The 21,414-nt window shown below is 45.1% G+C and carries 19 protein-coding genes; 17 read left to right on the top strand and 2 right to left on the bottom strand.

Annotated elements, in window-relative coordinates; genetic code table 11:
* The first annotated feature begins 130 nt into the window (after positions 1-130).
* The 14 genes from umuD (at position 131) to HG547_RS20835 (ending at position 14,962) form a co-directional block, all read left to right on the top strand.
* Positions 131-538: a translesion error-prone DNA polymerase V autoproteolytic subunit gene (gene umuD, locus HG547_RS08815; protein WP_229777742.1), complete on the top strand. Its 408-nt coding sequence runs from the start codon at positions 131-133 to the stop codon at positions 536-538.
* Entirely contained in the window at positions 535-1,809 is a 1,275-nt protein-coding gene (gene umuC / locus HG547_RS08820; protein ID WP_169547646.1) for a translesion error-prone DNA polymerase V subunit UmuC, read from the top strand. Before umuD ends, umuC begins: the two co-directional genes overlap by 4 nt.
* 451 nt (positions 1,810-2,260) lie before the next feature.
* On the top strand, positions 2,261-4,936 hold the full coding sequence (locus tag HG547_RS08825; protein ID WP_169547647.1) for a TonB-dependent receptor: 2,676 nt from the start codon (positions 2,261-2,263) through the stop codon (positions 4,934-4,936).
* A 235-nt stretch (positions 4,937-5,171) separates the two neighbouring features.
* Positions 5,172-5,576 (top strand): arsenate reductase, encoded by a 405-nt coding sequence (locus HG547_RS08830; protein ID WP_169547648.1) that lies wholly within the window; start codon positions 5,172-5,174, stop codon positions 5,574-5,576.
* Positions 5,573-6,718: a succinyl-diaminopimelate desuccinylase gene (dapE, locus tag HG547_RS08835; protein ID WP_169547649.1), complete on the top strand. Its 1,146-nt coding sequence runs from the start codon at positions 5,573-5,575 to the stop codon at positions 6,716-6,718. Before HG547_RS08830 ends, dapE begins: the two co-directional genes overlap by 4 nt.
* A gap of 92 nt (positions 6,719-6,810) precedes the next feature.
* A complete protein-coding gene (locus HG547_RS08840; protein WP_051714139.1) occupies positions 6,811-7,476 on the top strand; it encodes a M15 family metallopeptidase in 666 nt (221 codons plus the stop codon).
* A 67-nt stretch (positions 7,477-7,543) separates the two neighbouring features.
* A complete protein-coding gene (locus HG547_RS08845; protein ID WP_169547650.1) occupies positions 7,544-8,374 on the top strand; it encodes an alpha/beta hydrolase in 831 nt (276 codons plus the stop codon).
* A gap of 241 nt (positions 8,375-8,615) precedes the next feature.
* Entirely contained in the window at positions 8,616-9,794 is a 1,179-nt protein-coding gene (locus HG547_RS08850; RefSeq protein WP_169547651.1) for a porin, read from the top strand.
* Positions 9,795-9,804: 10 nt separating this feature from the next.
* Positions 9,805-10,242: a substrate-binding domain-containing protein gene (locus HG547_RS08855; RefSeq protein ID WP_037418757.1), complete on the top strand. Its 438-nt coding sequence runs from the start codon at positions 9,805-9,807 to the stop codon at positions 10,240-10,242.
* A 421-nt stretch (positions 10,243-10,663) separates the two neighbouring features.
* Complete coding sequence (gene can, locus HG547_RS08860) at positions 10,664-11,269, top strand: carbonate dehydratase (RefSeq protein ID WP_037418751.1); 606 nt, start codon at positions 10,664-10,666, stop codon at positions 11,267-11,269.
* Between the two features lie 349 nt (positions 11,270-11,618).
* Positions 11,619-12,806 carry an 8-amino-3,8-dideoxy-alpha-D-manno-octulosonate transaminase KdnA gene (gene kdnA / locus HG547_RS08865; protein WP_037418748.1) on the top strand — a complete coding sequence of 396 codons (1,188 nt, stop codon included), beginning with the start codon at positions 11,619-11,621 and terminating at the stop codon, positions 12,804-12,806.
* Between the two features lie 19 nt (positions 12,807-12,825).
* Positions 12,826-13,896: a 3-deoxy-alpha-D-manno-octulosonate 8-oxidase KdnB gene (kdnB, locus tag HG547_RS08870; RefSeq protein WP_055648240.1), complete on the top strand. Its 1,071-nt coding sequence runs from the start codon at positions 12,826-12,828 to the stop codon at positions 13,894-13,896.
* 84 nt (positions 13,897-13,980) lie between these two features.
* The gene (gene kdsB / locus HG547_RS08875; protein WP_011622622.1) at positions 13,981-14,718 is read left to right on the top strand and encodes an 8-amino-3,8-dideoxy-manno-octulosonate cytidylyltransferase KdsB; all 738 of its coding nucleotides are present in this window, start codon (positions 13,981-13,983) and stop codon (positions 14,716-14,718) included.
* A gap of 28 nt (positions 14,719-14,746) precedes the next feature.
* Positions 14,747-14,962, top strand: coding sequence for a DUF2897 family protein (locus HG547_RS20835; RefSeq protein ID WP_037430289.1), 216 nt, complete (start codon positions 14,747-14,749; stop codon positions 14,960-14,962).
* Between the two features lie 209 nt (positions 14,963-15,171).
* On the opposite strand, the gene HG547_RS08885 is transcribed toward HG547_RS20835, so the two are convergent.
* Complete coding sequence (locus HG547_RS08885) at positions 15,172-16,554, bottom strand: Na+/H+ antiporter NhaC family protein (RefSeq protein WP_037418738.1); 1,383 nt, start codon at positions 16,552-16,554, stop codon at positions 15,172-15,174.
* A gap of 740 nt (positions 16,555-17,294) precedes the next feature.
* Here HG547_RS08885 and HG547_RS08890 point away from each other — a divergent pair.
* The 3 genes from HG547_RS08890 to HG547_RS08900 all read left to right on the top strand — a co-directional run bounded on the left by HG547_RS08890 (position 17,295) and on the right by HG547_RS08900 (position 20,683).
* Positions 17,295-18,509, top strand: a complete 1,215-nt coding sequence (locus tag HG547_RS08890) for a pyridoxal phosphate-dependent aminotransferase (RefSeq protein ID WP_169547652.1) — start codon at positions 17,295-17,297, stop codon at positions 18,507-18,509.
* A gap of 220 nt (positions 18,510-18,729) precedes the next feature.
* The gene (gene yfbR, locus HG547_RS08895; protein ID WP_037430288.1) at positions 18,730-19,317 is read left to right on the top strand and encodes a 5'-deoxynucleotidase; all 588 of its coding nucleotides are present in this window, start codon (positions 18,730-18,732) and stop codon (positions 19,315-19,317) included.
* A 25-nt stretch (positions 19,318-19,342) separates the two neighbouring features.
* Entirely contained in the window at positions 19,343-20,683 is a 1,341-nt protein-coding gene (locus tag HG547_RS08900; protein ID WP_169547653.1) for an anti-phage deoxyguanosine triphosphatase, read from the top strand.
* A gap of 72 nt (positions 20,684-20,755) precedes the next feature.
* Here the strand turns inward: HG547_RS08900 and HG547_RS08905 are convergent, their stop codons facing one another.
* Entirely contained in the window at positions 20,756-21,397 is a 642-nt protein-coding gene (locus HG547_RS08905; RefSeq protein ID WP_055648241.1) for a bifunctional 4-hydroxy-2-oxoglutarate aldolase/2-dehydro-3-deoxy-phosphogluconate aldolase, read from the bottom strand.
* Between the last annotated feature and the right edge of the window lie 17 nt (positions 21,398-21,414).

Here is a 21,414-nt window from a genome sequence, read left to right on the forward strand (position 1 = left end):
CGTCCCAATTTGTAGGGTAATCGACGCCAGCTTTTAATAAATACGATGAAGTTTTCATTACTACATATTGACACTGGTGGCGCTAAATGGATAGCCCTTGTATATGTACAGTATATAGATGCATATGATCATGGTTACTCCTGAACAATCAAAAATCCAATATCCTTTCTTTAGCACATCGGTGGCGGCGGGATTTCCTTCTCCCGCCAATGATTATATTGAGCAATCGCTTGATCTAAATGAGCTTTGTATCAAACACCCCACCGCAACTTTTTTTGTCAAAGTTCAAGGCGATTCTATGGTCGATGCCGGAATTTCCTCTGGTGATATATTAGTGGTTGACCGAGCCTTACAAGCCACCCATGGGGATATTGTAGTGGCGGCCATCAATGGGGAATTTACGGTAAAGCAATTGCAATTACGTCCTGTGGTGCAATTATTGCCATGTAACCCGGCCTACAGTGCAATTCCACTCAGCCACGAGTCAGAGTTAGACCTGTTCGGTGTCGTGACTTGTGTGGTGAAAAAACTCAAATGACCGCCAACTTATTCGCCCTCGTAGACTGTAATAATTTTTATGCGTCCTGTGAGCGTATGTTTCGGCCCGATCTACAGGGCAAACCTATCGTTGTGCTGTCAAATAACGATGGTTGTGTTGTCGCGCGTTCATCGGAAGCAAAGCAATTAGGCATAAAAATGGCCGTGCCGGTTTATCAAGTGATGGAGATGATCCGCGCCCATAATGTGGCGGTATTTTCGTCCAACTATGCCCTTTACGCTGATATTTCAAATCGCGTCATGACCACACTTGAGCAGATGGTGCCTAGGGTTGAAGTCTACTCAATCGATGAGGCTTTTTTGGATTTGTCTCGGCTCGATAAATGTCAAGATATTAACCAGTTAGCCATGGATATTCGTCAGCGGATCCAGCAATGGATAGGGATCAGTGTCTGCGTAGGAATTGGGCCGAGCAAAACCTTAGCCAAGCTAGCTAACTATGCCGCAAAACAGTATCCCGCTACCCAAGGCGTTGTCGATTTACGCGATAAAGAACGCCAACGCCGGTTAATGGCGCTCACTCCCATTGATGAAGTTTGGGGCATTGGCCGAAAAATTGCGCAACGTTTAAAACTGATGGACATCCATACCGCTCTACAGCTTGCAGATGCCCATCCTAAACTTATCCGAGACAATTTTTCCGTCATGGTTGAGCGAACGGTGTACGAGCTTAACGGTATTGCCTGTGATGATATTCAGCAGGTGGTAGCGACAAAGCAGCAAATCATCAGCTCGCGCTCCTTTGGCGCACGTATTACCACCTTTGAGGCGATGCAGCAGGCTATCAGTGACTATACCTTTAGGGCCTGCGAGAAATTGCGAGCGGAGGGACAGTTTGCCCGCACATTATCGGTGTTTATTCGCAGCAGTTATTTTACGCAACATCAGCCCCAATATAGCCAAGTACTCACTGGTCATCTTGTGTATCCCAGTGACGATACCCGTGATTTTATCGAATTAGCGCAGCGACTATTGCATCGGCTTTGGCGTGCAGGTCCCGCCTATGCTAAAGCTGGCGTCATGCTAGGAGATTTTTATGCGCCGGGAGTATTTCAATTAGGCTTGTTTGACGAGGCCAAACCACAACCTAAAAGTAAAGAATTGATGAAACTGCTTGATGGTATCAATCACAGTGGTAAAGGAAATATTCAATTTGCAGGACAAGGACTTAATGCCGATTGGAGAATGAAGCGTGGTCAACTCTCTCCACGCTATACCACACAATGGACCCAACTCCCTATTGTGAAATAAGCCATAGTTTAAAATGCCCGAGTTATGCGCTTATCTGTTGAGATTTGTTAAATCTCTGAAGCCTCAACAATAATGCACTTATTTTCAACAGTTAATAAGATACTCCCAATTTACCGCTTTTATCCGAACTTGATTTAGCTCACAGAATCTAAAACTCAATCAAACTAAAGACCTAGTACAAAAACTGACATTGTAAACACAATGTTTAGTTACATTAAGATACAACCACCCCAAAACGCACGCCATGCCGTCATTATTTATTTTACATCTCACTTAATTAGCCAGCCAAGGATTACAAATACAACATCTACGCATCAATAAACCAACAATTAAGCTGTTGATATTAAAGTTGTTAATGATAATTTTCTGGTTATGGAGGGCAGTTGCAAATAAATATAAGCCTTGATGAAAACCTTCCTGATCATCACGGCATTGTTAAGGGAATGAAAATATGACTACGCAAACAACCGTCGCTCGTGCGGTTCGTTTTAGTTTATTAGCCTTTGTATCCACCTCGATTGCACCGATTGCGATGGCTGCAGAACAAGGTGCTGTAGATGCTGATAAAGTTGAACGTATCGCTGTAACCGGATCAAGAATCCAACGTACCGATATGGAAACATCCTCTCCAGTGACAGTTATCAGCCGCGCAGAAATTGATGCTTCTGGTACAGCTACTGTGTCTGATTTTGTGCGTAACCTATCGCAAAACAGCTTTGGCTCTTTCCGCGAAGCATCAGGCTTTGGTTCTGGACAATCTTCACAATCCACAGTAAGCATGCGTGGTTTAGGTTCACAACGTACTTTAGTGCTAATCGATGGTCGTCGTATGGGCTCGTCGGTTGCCTTTGGTGGCGGAACACAAAACCTCAACGTTGTCCCCATGGCAGCGATTGAACGTATTGAAGTTCTGCGTGACGGCGCATCAGCGGTTTATGGTTCTGATGCAGTTGCTGGTGTAATTAACATTATCACCAAAAAAGAATTTGAAGGTGTTGAATTTGATGCAGATTTAGGTGCGACTCAACATGGTGGAGCAGAGAAATCAAATGCTCGTTTCACTTTTGGTGTCAATGGCGAAAAAACCAATATGGTTGCCTCGGTTGAATACTATAATCGCGCAGCACTTTACGATGCGGATCGCGATTACAGCGATACCCTTTATAGCGCTCATGGCTGGCCAGGTACTGGTTCTTATGTTGATAAAACAAAACCAATTTTAGATGCGGACGGAAAACCAACCGGAAAATATCAAACAGTATCATTTGCAGATGAACGTTGCGGTGAGGGAAACTCTTTAGTCACAGGACCTGATGGAAATCAAACCTGTTCATATAATGCTGCAGCAGAGTCGGCAACGATGGCGGCACAAGAACGTTTCTCAACCTTCGTAAAAGTAGACCACGAGTTAACCGAAGATATTAACTGGACTAACCGCTTAATGATGAGCCGCGTTTGGACCGAGGGGCAATATGCCGCCGCACCAAACAGTTATGCTCCTAAATTGCGTTGGACAAAAGAAAACAGTGATATTTATCTAGCGACAGTTAATAAATACGGCAACGATTACTTAAAAAGTCAACTGAAGTATGATACTGAAGGTAATTTAATTGGTGGTGATACTATCAATTTAAGAATGCGCACGACACCACTTGGGCCACGTGTTACTAATGTTGAAGATACCGATATCAACTTCTTAACCTCGCTTGAAGGTCATAGTGACATCTTAGGCGGTACCGCTTGGAACTTAGGTGCTCAGTGGATTCGCTCAGATGTCACCACCATTCAAACTGGATTAGCCAATGCCAATATGATCCAAGAGTTTTTGGATAATGGTAAATTAGATTACTTTGCAGCGGGTACAGGTTATGTTGAAGGCTCAAACGAGCTGCAACTGCAAGAAGCCGCCCATACAGGAATTTTCACTGGTCGCGTCCAAACCTACGGAATCGATGGTGGTGCAAGCTTTGATTTATTTGAATTACCAGCAGGCACAGTCCCCTTAGCCATCGGTTTTGAATTTATGCGTACCGAGTACGACAAGACTAATGATGCGGGTTCAAACCTAGGTAATATTATCGGTACTTCAGGTGGCGACAATATCCAAGGTAAATCACGAGAAGTGTTATCTTTCTCTGCTGAGACCATGTTCCCGATTATCGATGGACTTGATTTAGAATTATCTGCACGTTTCGATGACTACAGTGATTTTGGCAGTACCTTTAATCCTAAAGTGGGTTTAAGTTACCGTCCCGTGGACTCGCTGTTAGTTCGTGCCTCTTATGGCACAGGTTTTAGAGCTCCGACCTTTGATGACTTATACGCTACAGCTTCAGAAACCTATCTTTGGGCTAAAGACTGGACGCAATGTCCAGGTAATCCAAATGGTTGCGTGCAAGAACAATTCAAAGCTCAATATCAAGGGAATGATGACTTAGAACCCGAAGAGTCGACTTCACTCTCTTTAGGCTTGGTATGGAACGTCACCGACGCATTAGATTTTGAAATCTCATACTATGACATTCAAATCGACAGTGTGATTAGCACCATGTCAACCCAAGACGTCATTAACCAAGAGCGTGATGGCTTTGATATGTCAAATGTTCTGTTTAGAGACCCTGTAACAGGTAAAATTGATTATGTTGTTCTACAGAAGATGAACCTCGGTGAATTAAAAACTTCTGGTATTGACTTCAATATTCGTTACCTACTTGAAACCAGTATGGGTGATTTCCGCTTCGGCGCAGAAACTAACTACGTATTAAGCTGGGAGTCAAAGGATGGTCCTTATTCCGAGCTTGAAGATATTGTAGGTGATGTTGGTCAACCACAATTCCGTGCCAACCTCAGCACAACTTGGACCCAAGGTGAATGGGAAGCATCATTGTTTGCCCGTTATACTGATAGCCAAGAAGATGAGGACTATGGCAAAACACCAAGCCAGTGGTTGTTAGATGCGCAAGCAGGTTACAACTTACCTTGGAATGCTAAGGTGAATGTAGGTATTCGTAATCTGCTCGACGAAGAACCTGCAATGAATGAAAACTTGGGCTTCCCAGGATATGACACCTACTTGTACGATCCTATTGGCCGTGAATACTATGTTCGCTACAACCAAAAATTCTAAATCCTAGCTTATGCTTGATTTAGGCTGTTTCACATAGTAGTAAATGCCCATCCATCGATGGGCATTTATTTATGTTATGTGGACAAAAAGATAAACGCAAAACGTCTTAAATAGAGTTAAAAGTTAATAGATTTAAACGTCACGACTTACAAAAATCGATTCCCTTTATTCACTTCATCTTTTTCTCAATACTTAGCCGAACAATCCGATATCCCCTTGTAGCATCCAACACACAATGCCACAATGCGAGCAAAATCAATGCGTGCCAACGGCGCCCCTCGATAGGAGCATCATCTTGACCCTTTTTGGTATTAAAAATTGCGATACTGTGCGTAAAGCACGTAAATGGATTGAAACCCATCAACTTTCGGTCAACTTCCATGACTTTAGGGAAGATGGATTAGCAGAAAAGGATCTGCAGCATTGGTGTCAAATTGCCGGATGGGAAACCGTCTTTAATAAACGCAGTACCAGTTTTCGCGCCTTAAGTGATGCCGATAAAGCGGATATCGACCAAGCCAAAGCCATTCAACTAATGCTCACTCACCCGACACTGCTCAAGCGGCCAGTGCTGGTTGTGGGTGAACAAGTGCTAGTGGGCTTTAACGAAGCCGAATATAAGAAGGTGTTTTCCCTATGACGTACGCTTCGAACACTCACCCGGTTACCGAACTGACTAAAGCGTTAATCGCTCGTCCTTCGGTCACCCCGCTAGATGAAGGCTGTCAAAGCTTAATGGCTGAACGTCTTGCCGCCATAGGCTTTAATATTGAGCCCATGGTCTTTGAAGACACCACCAATATGTGGGCGCGGCGCGGTAATACAGGCCCAGTATTTTGTTTTGCCGGCCATACCGATGTCGTACCAACAGGTGATTTAAGTCGCTGGCATACTCCGCCTTTTGAGCCAACCATTATTGACGGTTACCTCTATGGCCGCGGCGCTGCAGATATGAAAGGCTCACTGGCGGCGATGATCGTCGCGACCGAACGTTTTGTGGCTAAGCACCCAAATCATTCTGGCTCGATTGCGTTTTTAATCACTAGCGATGAAGAAGGCCCCTTTATCAATGGCACCACACGGGTTATCGACACCCTAGAAGCCCGTAATGAAAAAATCACTTGGGCGCTGGTGGGTGAACCCTCGTCGACCTTAAAACTCGGTGATGTGGTTAAAAATGGCCGCCGTGGTAGTCTCACCGCCAACTTAACCGTTAAAGGTATTCAAGGCCATGTGGCCTATCCGCACCTTGCGGATAACCCTATCCACAAAGCCGCCCCCTTTTTAGCCGAGTTAAGCCAAACCCATTGGGATAATGGCAACGAATTCTTCCCGCCCACCAGCATGCAAATCGCCAACATTAACGGCGGCACAGGCGCATCGAACGTGATCCCAGGCGCCTTGGAGGTGATGTTTAACTTCCGCTATTCCACCGAAGTGACCGCCGAGATACTCATCGAGCGCGTGGAAGCCTTATTAACCGCCCACGAACTGGATTATGACATCAGCTGGACCTTTAACGGCTTACCCTTTTTAACCGGCGAAGGCCCACTGTTAGACGCGACCCGCCATGCCATTCGTCAAGTCACGGGCTATGATACCGATCCACAAACCACCGGCGGCACCTCCGATGGGCGCTTTATTGCGCCAACGGGCGCCAAAGTGTTGGAACTTGGCCCAGTAAACGCCACAATCCATAAAGTGAACGAGTGCGTGAAGGTAGACGATCTAGAGCAATTAGCGCTGTGTTATGAAGTGATTTTGGAACAGTTACTGTGTTAAATACCATGGCTATCACGGCAAAAAAAGCCCTGCTCTATGGTCTAGAGCCAAGGGGAGAGACAGGTTTAACAGCAGATCTAGACTCTGACTCAATGAGCGACTTAGTGTTCGTTGAGTTACTCAGCCCCTATCATCAGCGAGAAACGCGGTTTAAGTTAGAGTTACAAACCGCCCTTGCCTTTCAGGCAATGGCCGACAGTGCCGCCAAAGACGGTATTAAGCTGGCGATTTGCTCTGCCTATCGCCCCTTCGATCGGCAACTCGCCATTTGGAATGCCAAGGCCAGCGGTAAACGAGTGGTCCTAGATATCAATGAGCAGCCCGCGGATATCGCGCCGCTCAGCGATGATGAGTTAGTCGATTTGATCTTACTCTGGTCGGCACTGCCTGGTGCTTCGCGTCACCATTGGGGAACGGATATCGATGTATTTGATGCCGAGCAAATTGAGGTCAAATCCCTGCGTCTAGTGGACGCCGAATACCGTGATGGTGGCCCCTGCGCCCACTTGCACCAGTGGCTAGTGGCTAATGCCAAGGATTTTGGGTTTTATTTTCCGTTCCAGAAAGGCCAAAGCGCGGTAAGTGCAGAGCCTTGGCATATCAGCTATTTCCCCGTGTCTCAAACCCTGTTACCCCAATTTGAGGTGCAGGCCTTAGCGCAGGTTATCCAGCAGAGCGATATGTTGCTAAAAGACGCCGTGATCCGGCGTTTACCCGAGTTAGTAGCGGAATATGTGCATCGGATTGCGCAGCCTTAATAGCTTTTTCTGCACGTTTTAGCCGACGTCCCTTCCCGTTTTTGGTTTTATAGATTAAGTAGGTTTTATGGATTTATCATCATACAGGCAACAAATTAGCATCGCGGGTAGCCAACTTAGTTACCTTGATATCGGCACAGGCCCTGCCCTGTTATTTGGCCACAGCTACCTGTGGGACAGCGCCATGTGGGCACCACAAATTGCGCTCTTAAGCAAAAGCTACCGCTGTATCGTACCCGATCTCTGGGGACACGGCCAATCTGGCACCGTACCGGAAAACTGCCATAGCCTGTTAGACATTAGTGAGCATATGTTAGCCCTGATGGACGCCCTCGAACTTGAGACATTTTCCCTCATCGGTTTGTCCGTTGGCGCCATGTGGGGGGCAGAGCTGGTGCTTAAGGCGCCTGCTCGCGTCAAGACGCTTGCCATGCTGGACAGTTTTATTGGTTTTGAGCCAGAAATCACCCGTGCCAAATATTTTGGGATGTTAGACATGATCCAAACCGCTGGCAGTATTCCGCCAGCACTTATCAAAGCAATTTCACCGCTGTTTTTTGCAGATAATGCCAAAGCGAATAATCCCGAATTAGTGCAACGTTTTGAAAGCGACTTAGCTGCGCTAACGCCAGAACGCATTCCCGACATAGTAAAACTTGGACGGATCATTTTTGGTCGGCGCGATACCCTAGAATTTGCCGAACAATTTACCTTACCTTGCTTAATCATGGTGGGTGTAGAAGACAAGGCGCGCAGTGTTTTAGAAAGTTATTTGATGAGTGATGCCATTAATGGCAGCCAATTAGTGCATATTCCAAATGCTGGCCATATTTCAAGTCTAGAACAAGCCGAATTTGTTAATCAGCAATTATTAGCATTTCTCAGCCAATACGCTTAATACGCACCATGATGGTTAGAGCATGTCACCCATGCTCTAACAGATTCATATTCTAGAACCGTGAATAAGAATGAGTCTTTTGCCTATTACTCGAAACCTTTTCCAATAATCTTGGAGTGCTATCCCACTTGAGGCTTAACAAACATCGATTTGTTAACTGCCCCAAAAATGTTGCAAAATCGTGAAAACGCCAAAAATTCAACTACCTTTAAACTGTATTCCCTCAAAAAGGTTTCCTAACATGAGAAAAAGTACAGTTGCATTAGGTGTGTTGACCGCACTCTATATTCCATCCCTTTACGCGAATGTTGAAATAAACGGCTTTGCCTCCATTGTTGCTGGCTCAAGTTTATCCGATGATAAAAGTTACTACGGTTATGATAAAGAAATCGACTTTAATAATGACTCCAAAGTCGCATTACAATTTTCCGCAGATTTAGGGAGCGGCTTACGAGCAACCGCACAAGTCCTCTCCCGTGGCAGTGACGATTATAGTGCAGAGTTTGAATGGGCTTATATTTCCTATGACATTAGCGATAAGTTGATGCTAATGGCTGGAAGACAACGATTTAATCTTTACAAATATTCCGATTATATCGATGTTGGCTATGCCTACCATTGGATAACGCCACCAAGGGGAGTCTATTCGCTCCCCTTTAATTCTGGCGAAGGCGTTGGATTAGTTTATTCAGATTTATGGGGCAATACTGAAGTTGGCTTAACCTATAAATATATTACGACATCGGTGTCTGACTATGCGCCTGTCGGTTCATCAACGCCCCCAGCGCCCTTTTCCGCCAAGGGCCATATTATGAACTTCAATTTTAGCACCGCTGGATTTGAGTACGGTTTAAATGTGGGGATAGTCACGGATTTCTCATATGAACTGCCAGCACTACTTGGTTTGGGTGAAGCCATTTCCCAAACAGGTTTATTCGATGATCAAGTTGTAAATGACTTATTAGCGATAGAGGATAGTGCCTTACTTATTGGCGCTAACGTCAAATATGACGCAGGAAAGTGGTTTATATTAGCGGAATACACCCGAATAGACGTCGACCCTAGCAGTTTTAATATTCAAGATTCTGCCTTTGTTTCAGCGGGTGTTCGTTACCATGATTTTACCTTCCATTTAACCTATGGCATTGATAAAGGTGACCCACAATATGATGCCTATGATGCAATGTTGCCTGTCTACAACGCCCTACCTCCGGCCAATCAAGCAGCTCTCGCGCCATTAGTGATAGGAACGAAAGCCGCATTAGAAGCACAACAAGAGGATAGTTCCTATTACATCATCGGAACCCGCTGGGATTTTCATCCCTCTGCGGCGCTAAAACTGGAATACACCAATTACAGTAATGATAAGCCGACCTCCGATGAACAACTCTTAAGCATGGCTGTTGATCTTGTTTTCTAAGGAGTCATTTATGAATTTACCTCACATTGCTAAATACATCGTCAAGCCAATCAGCTTGTGTGCACTCCTATTACTCAGTCAATGGGCTCAAGCGGAAATCGCCGTAATCGTTCACCCTTCGAACAGTTCAGAGATATCAGCTGCCGATATTTCAAGAATTTATTCGGGAAAGCTTAAAACCTTTTCGACAGGAGGCACGATTGTCGCACTCGATCAAGCGGAAGGCTCACCTGTCAGGGAAGCCTTTGTAAAACAAATCCTCAATAAAACAGAAAGTCAGTTAAAAGCCTATTGGTCAAAACTCGTATTTTCTGGACAAGGACAACCGCCTAAAGTGGTCGAATCCAGTGCTGAGATTCTTACTCTCGTCGCCGCCAATCCAAATATGATCGGCTTTGTGGATGCAGCAGAAGTGACGCCCAATGTCAAAGTTGTAGGTAAGTTTTAGGGATTAACCTGATTGTACCTATTGATGCCTTCTTTCAATAAGAAGGCATCAAATTTTTACATTAAGCATTTTAAATCATATAGATATATACAACCCCGGCCTAAGTTAAACGAAAAGTTCTGCGTGATTGCACCATGCGCAATAACAGACTTCCCCATTGATTCCCGTGTTCCCTCTTTTGCCAACAGTAACATTGAGCGCTTAGGTGTAGGGTAAATAAGTTTTATCCCTAAAAATTCAAAGCATTAGACCAAATTATTTAACTGTTGATGGAATTAAGTCATGGTCAAACCTGAGTTTAAACTTAATTGGATAGACCAGAGGCCACGATTTTGCTGGTATACTCAATCGCAAAAAAGATGCGGCTTGCATCATTTAGGGCAAAAGACATTTTAATATGTCTATAAAACAATAGGTTAAAATGAAACTACTCAAACCCTTATTCGATAATAACCGCCGTTGGGCCGGACGCATCAGTCAAGAACACCCTGATTTTTTTGAACAACTGGCAAAACAGCAAAACCCTGAGTATCTCTGGATTGGTTGTTCAGACAGCCGAGTCCCTTCTAACCAAATCATCGATTTAATGCCTGGCGAAGTCTTTGTTCACCGCAATATAGCCAATATGGTGATCCATACCGATCTTAACTGCCTGTCAGTACTGCAATACGCCATCGATGTGCTTAAAGTGAAACATATTATGGTCGTCGGTCACTACGGCTGCGGTGGTGTACGTGCCGCAATGGGTAATCAGCGCCTTGGACTTATCGATAACTGGCTCGGCCATTTGCGCGATGTCTATCGCCTACATCATGATGAATTAATGCAAATGGATGAAGCCAAACGTTTTGATCGCCTGTGTGAGCTCAATGTGATTGAACAGGTTTCCAATGTCACCAGTAGTACTATCGTGCAAGAAGCCTGGTCTCGCGGCCAAGAACTGGCTGTCCATGGGTGGATTTACGGTATCGATAATGGTCTATTAACGGATCTTGATGTTACGGTAGACCGTGCACAAGTCGTGTAAATGCTCATACTGCGATTGAGGTTAACACCGAGATTGCATGACAAGGTTACACCACAAAAACCTGCCACTGTGCAGGTTTTTGGTTTTACGCCCTAAAGGCAAATACTCACTATTCATTTACGAGAAATAACCAAAATCTATCTCAAGGAGACCATTTCACTTCATCGCGTTAGACAACATTTATCATTTCATTCATCTAGTCTTGCTAAGTGAGCAAAAACTAAGCGCGAAATCTCAACATGGCCTTATTTTCATCAAGAAAACATCGCAAGGGATCTTTAGCCCAGTTATAATCCGCCAGTTAATTGCAGCGCGACCATGCGCCACAAATTCTAAGGAGATACCTTCCATGCCCGGTTTTGAATTATTTGGTCCAGAAGAAAAACAAGAAGTTGCCGATGTGATGGAGCACGGCTTTACCTTCCGTTATAACTTCGACCATATGCGTAATGATCGCTGGAAGACTCGCGATATGGAGCAACTGCTCTGCGAGAAAATGAATGTTAAGCATGCCCATCTGTTATCAAGCGGTACAGCCGCGCTGCAAACGGCAATGATGGCCGCGGGCATTGGCGCTGGCGACGAAGTTATCGTGCCACCTTTTACCTTTGTTGCGTCTGTAGAAGCGATTTTTATGGCCGGTGCAGTACCGATTTTTGCCGAAATCGACGAAACCCTGTGTTTATCACCAGAGGGCATTGAAGCGGCAATTACTCCACGTACTAAAGCGGTAAACTTAGTACACATGTGTGGCTCTATGGCCAAGATGGACGAAATCAAAGCCATTTGTAAAAAGCACAACTTAGTATTGTTAGAAGATGCTTGCCAAGCCATTGGCGGCAGCTACAAGGGCCAAGCCCTAGGTACTATCGGTGATGTAGGTTGTTACTCTTTCGATTCTGTTAAAACCATCACCTGTGGTGAAGGCGGCGCGGTGATCACCAATAATACCGAAATTTACGATAACGCCCACCAGTTCTCCGATCACGGCCATGACCATATTGGTAAAGACCGTGGCGCCGAGTCACACCCGATTATGGGTCTGAATTTCCGTATCTCTGAAATGAATGCGGCCTTAGGTTTAGCTCAGTTACGTAAACTCGATACCATTATCGATATTCAACGTAAAAACAAAAAAGCCATTAAAGAAGCTATGGCGAGCATTCCTGAAGTCAGCTTCCGTGAAATCCCCGATCCAGAGGGTGATTCAGCCGGCTTCTTAAGCTTTATGTTACCAACAGAAGCCCGTACCCAAGAGATCAGCAAGAAATTAGCTGCAAATGGTGTAGATGGCTGCTTCTACTGGTACGTGAACAACTGGCATTATCTGAAAAACTGGAAACACATTCAGGAGCTTAAGGCCCCTGCTGCGTTACCAATCACATTAATTGCCGACCGACCTGACTATACTCAAATTTCTGTGCCGAAATCTGATGCCATTATGAGCCGCACTATTTCTATGCTCATTAAATTGTCTTGGACCGATGCTCAGATTGCCGAGCGTATTGAAAACATTAAGAAAGCATTTGCCCAATAATTAAACGGGAGTTTTTGCAATGAGTTTTAAAAATTTTAAAGTAGTTGAAAAGATGATCTTCGGTCGTGGCTCTTTCGCCCAATTAGACGACGTCTTAGCTGCCCAGCGTAAAACCGACGATGACTTCGTGGTATTTTTAGTCGATGACGTTCACCAAGGCAAACCACTCGAAGCACGCATCCCAGTCAAAGCCCAAGACTTACTGATTTGGGTTAACGTTGATGAAGAGCCAAGCACGATTCAAATCGATGCCCTGACCGAACAAGTGCAAGCTTTCAATAGCAAACTGCCAGTGAGCGTCGTTGGTTTAGGTGGCGGTTCAACCATGGACGTGGCAAAAGCGGTATCGCTAATGCTGACCAACCCAGGCGGCTCAGCCATGTACCAAGGTTGGGATTTAATCAAAAACCCAGCGGTACACCACATTGGTATTCCAACAATTTCTGGTACCGGTGCTGAAGCGTCACGCACCGCAGTATTGTGTGGTCCAGTGCGTAAACTGGGTCTGAACTCAGATTATACAGTGTTCGACCAAATCATCATGGACTCAGAGTTAATCGATGGCGTTGAAACTGACCAGTGGTTCTACACCGGTATGGATTGCTATATCCACTGTGTGGAATCCTTAGAAGGTACCTTCTTAAACGAATTCTCTAAAGCCTATGCCGAAAAAGCCATGGAGCTTTGCCGCCAAGTGTACTTAGAAGATCACCCAGAAAAAGACGACAAGCTGATGATGGCGTCATTTATGGGCGGTATGAGTATCGCTTACAGCCAAGTAGGTGCATGCCACGCGGTATCCTATGGTCTGTCTTACATCCTCGGCTACCATCATGGTATCGGTAACTGTATCGCCTTTGACGTGTTAGAAGAATTCTACCCAGAAGGCGTGGCAGAGTTCCGTCAGATGATGAAGAAACACAACATCACTCTGCCGAAGAACATCTGTAAAGATCTACCAGATGAAACCATCGCGAAAATGGTTGCCGTGACTAAGAGCATGGGTCCATTATGGGCAAACGTGTACGGCCCAACATGGGAAGAGAAAGTCACTGACGAAATGTTGACTGCCCTGTTCCGTCGCATTTAAGCTCTCAAGCAGATGACAAGGGCTCATTGTGAGCCCTTTTGTCTATCTACACTGCATATCTCTGATAAAGTAGGATAAAATTTAATGAATGTGACTCTGTTAATCCCGGCGCGTTATGGTTCAAGCCGCTTCCCGGGCAAGCCCTTAGCCCCGATTAACGGCAAGCCGATGATCCAACACGTGTATGAACGCGCGTCGTTAGCCAAAGGCCTCACCAATATTTACGTTGCAACCGATGATGAGCGTATTAAAAGCGCCGTCGAAGGCTTCGGTGGCAAAGTGGTCATGACCAGCCCTGATGCGGCATCGGGCACAGACCGTATCAATGATGCGATTAACCAATTAGGTTTAAAGGATGACGATCTGGTCATCAACCTTCAGGGCGACCAACCCCTAATCGACCCGACTTCCATCGAGCAAGTGATCAGCCTCTTCGAACGTCATCCAGGCGAGTTTGAAATGGCGACCCTCGGCTATGAAATTGTCAACAAGGCCGAACTTGACGATCCTATGCATGTGAAGATGGTGTTCGATAACGACTATTACGCGCTGTATTTCTCCCGCGCGCGTATTCCCTTCGGTCGCGATACCAAAGATTATCCAGTTTACAAGCACTTAGGCGTGTATGCTTACACCCGTAGATTCGTGCAAGCCTTCGCCGCCTTGCCATTAGGCCGCCTTGAAGATCTTGAAAAGTTAGAGCAGCTACGCGCCCTAGAACATGGCCATAAGATCAAAGTCGCCATCAGCGCCTTCGACTCTATCGAAGTTGACACGCCAGAAGATATTCGTAAGTGTGAGCAGCGCTTAGCCGTTGATTAATCAGGGTGTTGCTCAATAAGGAGTTGTTATGTCGAGCTTAGAAGTGTGGATCATTATAATTTTGGTGGTAGGTGTGATTGCCAGCAATCTTGCCGCACTGAAATACAGTGCTAAATTCAAACTGCCACAGTTTGGTCAGCACGATAAAGAGAAACAACTAAAATCCGACATGACTCAGCCTCCACACGAAGCCGATGGTAACGAAACGCAAACTCCAGATAAGTCTTCGAATCAGTCCAAATAAACTAAGATTAGCATTCATCTTGATCTCCCCTCACAAAAAGGCGCATCGGCGCCTTTTTGCATTTCTTACCATCCCTTTAAATCGTAGTTCAGATTTTGTAACAAACTCAAGTGATTCATCCATAAACTAGCGGTTAGCACAAAGCTACAATTAACATTCGCGCATAAAAAAACCAGCCGAAGCTGGTTTTTTATGTATTAAGTCACGCATTAAGCAATCAGGATAAAGCCAAAGAATGCAATAACCGCGGCAATTAACGCATAAGGTAGCTGAGTCACCGCATGGCTTACTAAGTTACAACCCGAGCCTTGGGCAGCTAAAACGGTTGAATCAGAGTAGAAACACGCTTGGCTACCAAAAGAAGAAGCCGACAACAGCGCACCAATCACTAATGGAATATCCGCACCCACCGATTGCGCCAGTGGCATCACAATTGGGATGGTTACTGCAAAAATTCCCCAACTAGAACCCGTCGCAAAGGCCAAAATCGCCATTGATAGGAATACCACGGCAGGTAACAGCTTAGGCGTCATAAATGGGCTTAAAGATTCAATCACGTACTGTGGCAGTAATAGCGCATCACACACATCTTTAAACACAAATGCCGCAATGACAGTACCAATAGCTGGCAACATGCTCTTAAAACCATCAATCATCTGATCCATCATTTCTGACAGTGGCATCAAACGCTGAACTGCATAGTAAGGGAGCGTGATAACCAGCGTCGCTAATAACCCTTTCCACACGTCGATATCAAAATAAACGGTAAAAGCAACCAGTAATAAAATTGGCACTAAAAAGTTATGCAATTTGCCTTGATTGTCAGCATGCTTAAACTCTTCTTCAATTGCCGCGATGGCATATTCATCAGAGGTTTGCACTTGGTCTAAATCGACTTGCGCTTCAGCGGGCTCGCCTTTTGCTGCGCGCAGCTCGGCTTTTTTCATCGGGCCAATAGCAGGTACCACGCCCAATGCAACCAGTAATACCATCGCGACGGCTAACCAAGCATAAAGCATATACGGTATAGCTTGCATGTAGACGCTAATGCCCTGACCTTCAGCGGCCACCCCGTTATCGACCAGTAAGCCACCAAAAAACACCGCCCACGTGGAGAGCGGCACTAATACACACACAGGAGCCGCTGTGGAATCAACCACATAAGCCAGCATTTCGCGGGAGACTTTAAACTTATCCGTTACACGCTTCATGGTTTCACCCACAGTTAGCGCATTCAGATAGTCATCAATAAAAATCACAATCCCCAGAATAAAGGTCATAAACAGGGAAGATCTTGGCCCTTTTGCAAATTTCAATGCATTTCGACCAAATGCCAAAGCACCGCCAGTACGTACTAACAGCGCAATCAAGGCACCAAAACAGCCACACACCAAAATCAACCAACCGATAGTTTCATCGGCCATGACTTTTAATGAAGTACTTGCAAAATTATTTAAAACTTGCGTTGGATCAAGTAACAAAAAACCCGTTACCGCACCAATGATCAAAGATAAAATGGGGCGGCGTAACCAAACGGCCAACACCAATACCACCAAAGGTGGAATAAGACTTAACGCTGTCGGTTCAGACATGCACTTAGGTCCTCTAAATAAGTCGCCTAAAAGGCAAAAGTTTTTAGAACAGCGCCTGAAATCACCTCGATAACGGACGCCAATATTGCTGCTTCATGATGACTAACTCCGCTGATAAAACCTGCTAAAAGCTTGTTATCTTAGGTGCCCTGCCGAAAACATCGCGCAGAAAATAAAGCGCATCGAATATCGAGTCAACTATAAATTTATGCTAGCGCTAAATAATTTTTCATTTTGAATTAAAAAATGATTTATCAACTTGATTTTAAACAAAATAACTAGAGTGTGATGAATTTTTTATTTCAACCTAAATGCTTAATAAGCATTCAGTTAATCTGCCTAAATATCGAAAAATTACCGAATGCAGGATAATGCGACATTAACTTAAATCAACTCTGATAAATCAGCAGTTAAGCAAACACTGATTAACATTTTTACTAACATCTTGCCCCTAGGGTAATGCGGTTGTAGTAAAACAGAGTGCATGAGCCAATGCAGCCTAATTGATAGGTACAAAGGCTAACCCCATAACAAGATGCAGTATAAAAAATCAAAATTAGACACAATAACGGCACATATAACTTGTATAAATTTATTTAATGCCAGGTTAAAGCATATTTAACTAGTACGTTTAATAAAAAAAACATGGTATTTGTGCTCAATGCCCCTTCCTTAAATCAGATAATTTCGTTATGGTGCACAAACTTAAGCCAAAATTAACTGCATGTTTCGAGGTGTAAATGCGCCCTATCATCAAATCCAATAAGCTGGATACTGTTTGCTACGACATCCGCGGCCCAGTGCACAAGGAAGCCAGACGTTTAGAAGACGAAGGCCACAGGATCCTCAAACTCAATATTGGTAACCCTGCTCCCTTCGGTTTTGAAGCACCAGAAGAAATTGTGCGCGATGTGATCCTTAATCTCCCGAGTGCCCAGGGCTACTGTGAATCAAAAGGATTATTCTCAGCCCGCAAGGCGATCGTGCAGCATTATCAAGCGCAGGGTATCTATGGCGTTGATATCGAAGATGTCTATATTGGTAACGGCGTGTCAGAACTGATCATGATGGCCATGCAGGGCTTATTGAACACCGCTGATGAAGTACTGATCCCTTCACCCGATTACCCACTGTGGACCGCCGCAGCTAACTTAGCCGGCGGTAAAGCCGTACATTATCGCTGTGATGAAGAAGCGGATTGGTTTCCCGATCTTGATGATATTAAGAGCAAAATATCTTCTCGCACCCGTGGTATTGTACTGATCAACCCGAATAATCCTACGGGTGCGGTTTACAGCAAAGAATTACTGCTGCAAGTTATCGAGCTTTGCCGTGAACACAACCTGATTTTATTTGCTGATGAAATTTACGACAAAATTTTATACGACGAAGCCGAGCATATTCCTGCGGCTAGTCTGTCGGACGATATTTTAACGGTTACCTTCAATGGGCTATCCAAGGCTTATCGCGCTGCGGGCTTTCGTGTTGGTTGGATGATGTTGTCTGGTAATCTTAAGGCTGCAAAGAGTTATATCGAAGGGTTAGAGATGCTCTCCTCGATGCGCCTGTGTGCCAACGTGCCCAATCAACATGCGATTCAAACCGCACTCGGTGGCTATCAAAGTATTAACGAGCTGATACTGCCTAATGGCCGCCTCACTGTCCAAAGAGACGCCTGTTACGAGCTGTTGAATAAAATCCCAGGTGTGAGCGTGAAAAAGCCGAAGGGCGCACTCTATGCTTTCCCCAAATTGGATATGAAAAAGTTCAATCTCAGGGATGATGAGCGCCTAGTACTCGATTTATTAAGGGATAAAAAAATCCTATTAGTGCACGGCACGGCCTTTAATTGGCCGGAACCTGATCATCTCCGAGTGGTGTTTTTACCCTATAAAGAAGATCTGACGAAGGCATTAACTGAATTTGGTAACTTCCTGGAAGCCTATAAACAATAAATGGGTTTCAGCATCACGCTTACTTAGCGAACCTAGGCAATAAAGCGATCAACAAGATCGCTTTATTTTTGTATTTGTTCTGTAAATCCTGCCATTATTTCACTCACTTATCCTTGCGATAAGTGTTAGGCTTACGCTCAATAGCCGTACTTGCACTTTGCTTTTCACTTATCTTCAGAGTCGAGTGACGCGCCTTTTAGCCTTCATTTAAAGGAGCCTTATGAGTCATTTATTTGCCCACCTTGCCAGAATGAAACTTATCCAGCGCTGGCCTTTAATGTACAACGTGCGCACCGAAAACGTTCAGGAACACTCTCTGCAAGTCGCCATGGTGGCACACGCCTTAGTCATCATCAGTAATAAGAAATTTGGCACGACTCTCGATGCCCATCAAGCAACCAGTTTGGCCATATTCCATGATGCCAGTGAGATCTTAACTGGCGATTTACCCACCCCGGTGAAGTATTTCAATAAAGAAATTGAAGCCGAGTATAAAAAAATTGAAGCCATTGCCGAGCAGCGCATGCTCGATATGGTACCTGATGAATTTAAAGAGGATTATCGCAGCCTGTTTATCAGCGATAACGCCGATCCAATCTACAAAGCCATAGTTAAATCAGCCGATACCCTGTGTGCTTACCTGAAGTGTTTAGAGGAAAATCGCGCTGGCAATACTGAATTTAACACCGCACGAAAACGCCTCGAAGCCATGCTCGAGTCCAACCCTAACCCTGCAGTGAAATATTTTATGGATTGCTTTGTGCCCAGTTTTACCTTGAATTTAGACGAAATAAACAAGATGCTCTGATGTACCACCCCCGCTAGGAATGCATATGACCTCAAGTGTTTGGCAAGAACGCCGCCATGGTGAAGATAAACAAAGACGTAATGATCATCGCAGCCCATATCAAAGGGACAGAGCGCGGATCCTCCACTCTGCGGCATTTCGTCGCCTGCAAGCAAAAACCCAAGTGCTTGGCGTAGGCATGAATGACTTCTATCGCACACGCTTAACCCACTCATTGGAAGTCTCACAAATCGGCACGGGGATCGCCGCTCAGCTGAGCCGTAAATATCCCGAGCATAATCCCTTATTAGACTCAATGAGTTTGCTGGAATCCTTATGCCTTGCCCATGATATTGGCCATCCGCCCTTTGGTCATGGTGGTGAAGTAGCCCTTAACTATATGATGCGCCACCACGGAGGCTTTGAAGGCAATGGCCAAACATTTCGTATTCTCTCTAAACTCGAGCCCTACACCTTAGATTTTGGGATGAATCTGTGCCGCAGAACCATGTTAGGGATTTTAAAATATCCCGCACCACAATCGCACCTGTTTGTCGCAGGCAATCATCCTGAAATCACCAACCACAGACAGCTTAAACCGTCACAATGGCCGCCTGTTAAAGGCATATTCGACGATGATAACGACATCTTCGACTGGGTGCTTGAGCCATTATCTGCGGCAGATAGAACTCGCTTTACCTCAGTCCAACCAAGTGTTCAGCCCAACTACCCGCACCTGCGTACCCAATATAAATCCTTCGATTGCTCCATCATGGAGCTGGCGGACGATATTGCCTATGCAGTACATGATCTTGAAGATGCCATCGTCATGGGGATAGTAACGGCATCACAATGGCAGCAGGATGTGGCGCCAACATTTGAGCACAGTAATGATCTCTGGATCCGCCATGAATTGGCCGATATCGGTACTAAACTGTTCTCCCACGAGCATCATCTGCGAAAAGATGCCATAGGTACCTTAGTGAATGGCTTTGTCACCGCCATTATCATCAATGACGATCCGGCTTTCGAGGAACCGTTGCTGCGGTTTAATGCCAGCCTTGAACCCGACTTTGCCCATGCGCTCAATGTATTAAAACAGCTAGTGTATAAATATGTTATCCGTAAACCCGAGATCCAAATGCTCGAATACAAAGGGCAACAAATTGTGATGGGGTTATTTGAAGCATTTGCCTCCGATCCCGAGCGCCTGTTACCGCTTAACACTCAAGAGCGTTGGCGCGCAAGCGAACAACAGGGTCTAAACAGTCACAGAGTCTTAGCCGATTATATATCAGGGATGACGGACGAGTTTGCCGGACGGCTCTATCAACAACTCTTTAGCCCTAAGGCTGGCTCAAACGTGGAGTTGAGTAAAGAAATGTAGCCTTTTGATTTAGTAATAAAAAACCACCGAAAAGGTGGTTTTTGTTCGCAAATTAATCAGTGCAATAACGGATTAAAGTCCGCCAATCGCCTCTTTACAAAGCTGAGTGATACGATCCCAATCGCCCTGCTCCATCGCATCAGTAGGTGCAATCCAACTGCCACCAATACAATCCACATTTTTCAGCGCTAAGTAATCTTTATAGCTGCTCGGTGTAATACCACCTGTCGGGCAGAAGCGGATATCGGCTAACGGGCCAGAGAAAGCCTTGAGTGCATCCACTCCACCAGACGCTTCAGCAGGGAAGAATTTAAAGTGGGTGTAACCAAGCGCCATACCCGTCATCACTTCGGAAATACTAGCAACGCCAGGAATTAACGGCACCGGGCCTTGCATCCCCGCTTTGAGCAGTTCAACTGTTGCACCAGGGGTGATAATAAATTGCGCGCCCGCAGCAATCGCTTGCTCAAGCTGGGCTTCATTTAAAATAGTCCCAGCGCCGACTAGCGCCTCTGGTACTTCCTTAGCGATTTTGGTGATCGCTTCAAGAGCACACGGCGTGCGTAATGTCACTTCTAACACGCTAATCCCACCGGCAACCAGAGCTTTGGCTAACGGCACCGCATGTTCAATCTTGTTAATCACCATAACAGGAACAATAGGGCTGCGTTTAAAAATATCTTGTGGTTGTAATGACCAGTTATTCTCAAGCATTGCGTTATTCTTCCTTT

This window comes from Shewanella sp. DNRA4 (assembly GCF_012843185.1).
Taxonomy (GTDB): domain Bacteria; phylum Pseudomonadota; class Gammaproteobacteria; order Enterobacterales; family Shewanellaceae; genus Shewanella; species Shewanella xiamenensis.

Bases quoted from the DNA above. Each gene is read 5' to 3' on its own strand.
- HG547_RS08855 (WP_037418757.1), top strand. From the start codon at position 9,805: ATGAATTTACCTCACATTGCTAAATACATCGTCAAGCCAATCAGCTTG.
- dapE (WP_169547649.1), top strand. From the start codon at position 5,573: ATGACGTACGCTTCGAACACTCACCCGGTTACCGAACTGACTAAAGCG.
- yfbR (WP_037430288.1), top strand. From the start codon at position 18,730: ATGAGTCATTTATTTGCCCACCTTGCCAGAATGAAACTTATCCAGCGC.
- HG547_RS08850 (WP_169547651.1), top strand. From the start codon at position 8,616: ATGAGAAAAAGTACAGTTGCATTAGGTGTGTTGACCGCACTCTATATT.
- kdnB (WP_055648240.1), top strand. From the start codon at position 12,826: ATGAGTTTTAAAAATTTTAAAGTAGTTGAAAAGATGATCTTCGGTCGT.
- kdnA (WP_037418748.1), top strand. From the start codon at position 11,619: ATGCCCGGTTTTGAATTATTTGGTCCAGAAGAAAAACAAGAAGTTGCC.
- umuC (WP_169547646.1), top strand. From the start codon at position 535: ATGACCGCCAACTTATTCGCCCTCGTAGACTGTAATAATTTTTATGCG.
- HG547_RS08830 (WP_169547648.1), top strand. From the start codon at position 5,172: ATGCCACAATGCGAGCAAAATCAATGCGTGCCAACGGCGCCCCTCGAT.
- HG547_RS08825 (WP_169547647.1), top strand. From the start codon at position 2,261: ATGACTACGCAAACAACCGTCGCTCGTGCGGTTCGTTTTAGTTTATTA.
- HG547_RS08845 (WP_169547650.1), top strand. From the start codon at position 7,544: ATGGATTTATCATCATACAGGCAACAAATTAGCATCGCGGGTAGCCAA.
- HG547_RS20835 (WP_037430289.1), top strand. From the start codon at position 14,747: ATGTCGAGCTTAGAAGTGTGGATCATTATAATTTTGGTGGTAGGTGTG.
- umuD (WP_229777742.1), top strand. From the start codon at position 131: ATGGTTACTCCTGAACAATCAAAAATCCAATATCCTTTCTTTAGCACA.
- kdsB (WP_011622622.1), top strand. From the start codon at position 13,981: ATGAATGTGACTCTGTTAATCCCGGCGCGTTATGGTTCAAGCCGCTTC.
- HG547_RS08900 (WP_169547653.1), top strand. From the start codon at position 19,343: ATGACCTCAAGTGTTTGGCAAGAACGCCGCCATGGTGAAGATAAACAA.
- HG547_RS08885 (WP_037418738.1), bottom strand. From the start codon at position 16,554: ATGTCTGAACCGACAGCGTTAAGTCTTATTCCACCTTTGGTGGTATTG.
- can (WP_037418751.1), top strand. From the start codon at position 10,664: ATGAAACTACTCAAACCCTTATTCGATAATAACCGCCGTTGGGCCGGA.
- HG547_RS08840 (WP_051714139.1), top strand. From the start codon at position 6,811: ATGAGCGACTTAGTGTTCGTTGAGTTACTCAGCCCCTATCATCAGCGA.
- HG547_RS08905 (WP_055648241.1), bottom strand. From the start codon at position 21,397: ATGCTTGAGAATAACTGGTCATTACAACCACAAGATATTTTTAAACGC.
- HG547_RS08890 (WP_169547652.1), top strand. From the start codon at position 17,295: ATGCGCCCTATCATCAAATCCAATAAGCTGGATACTGTTTGCTACGAC.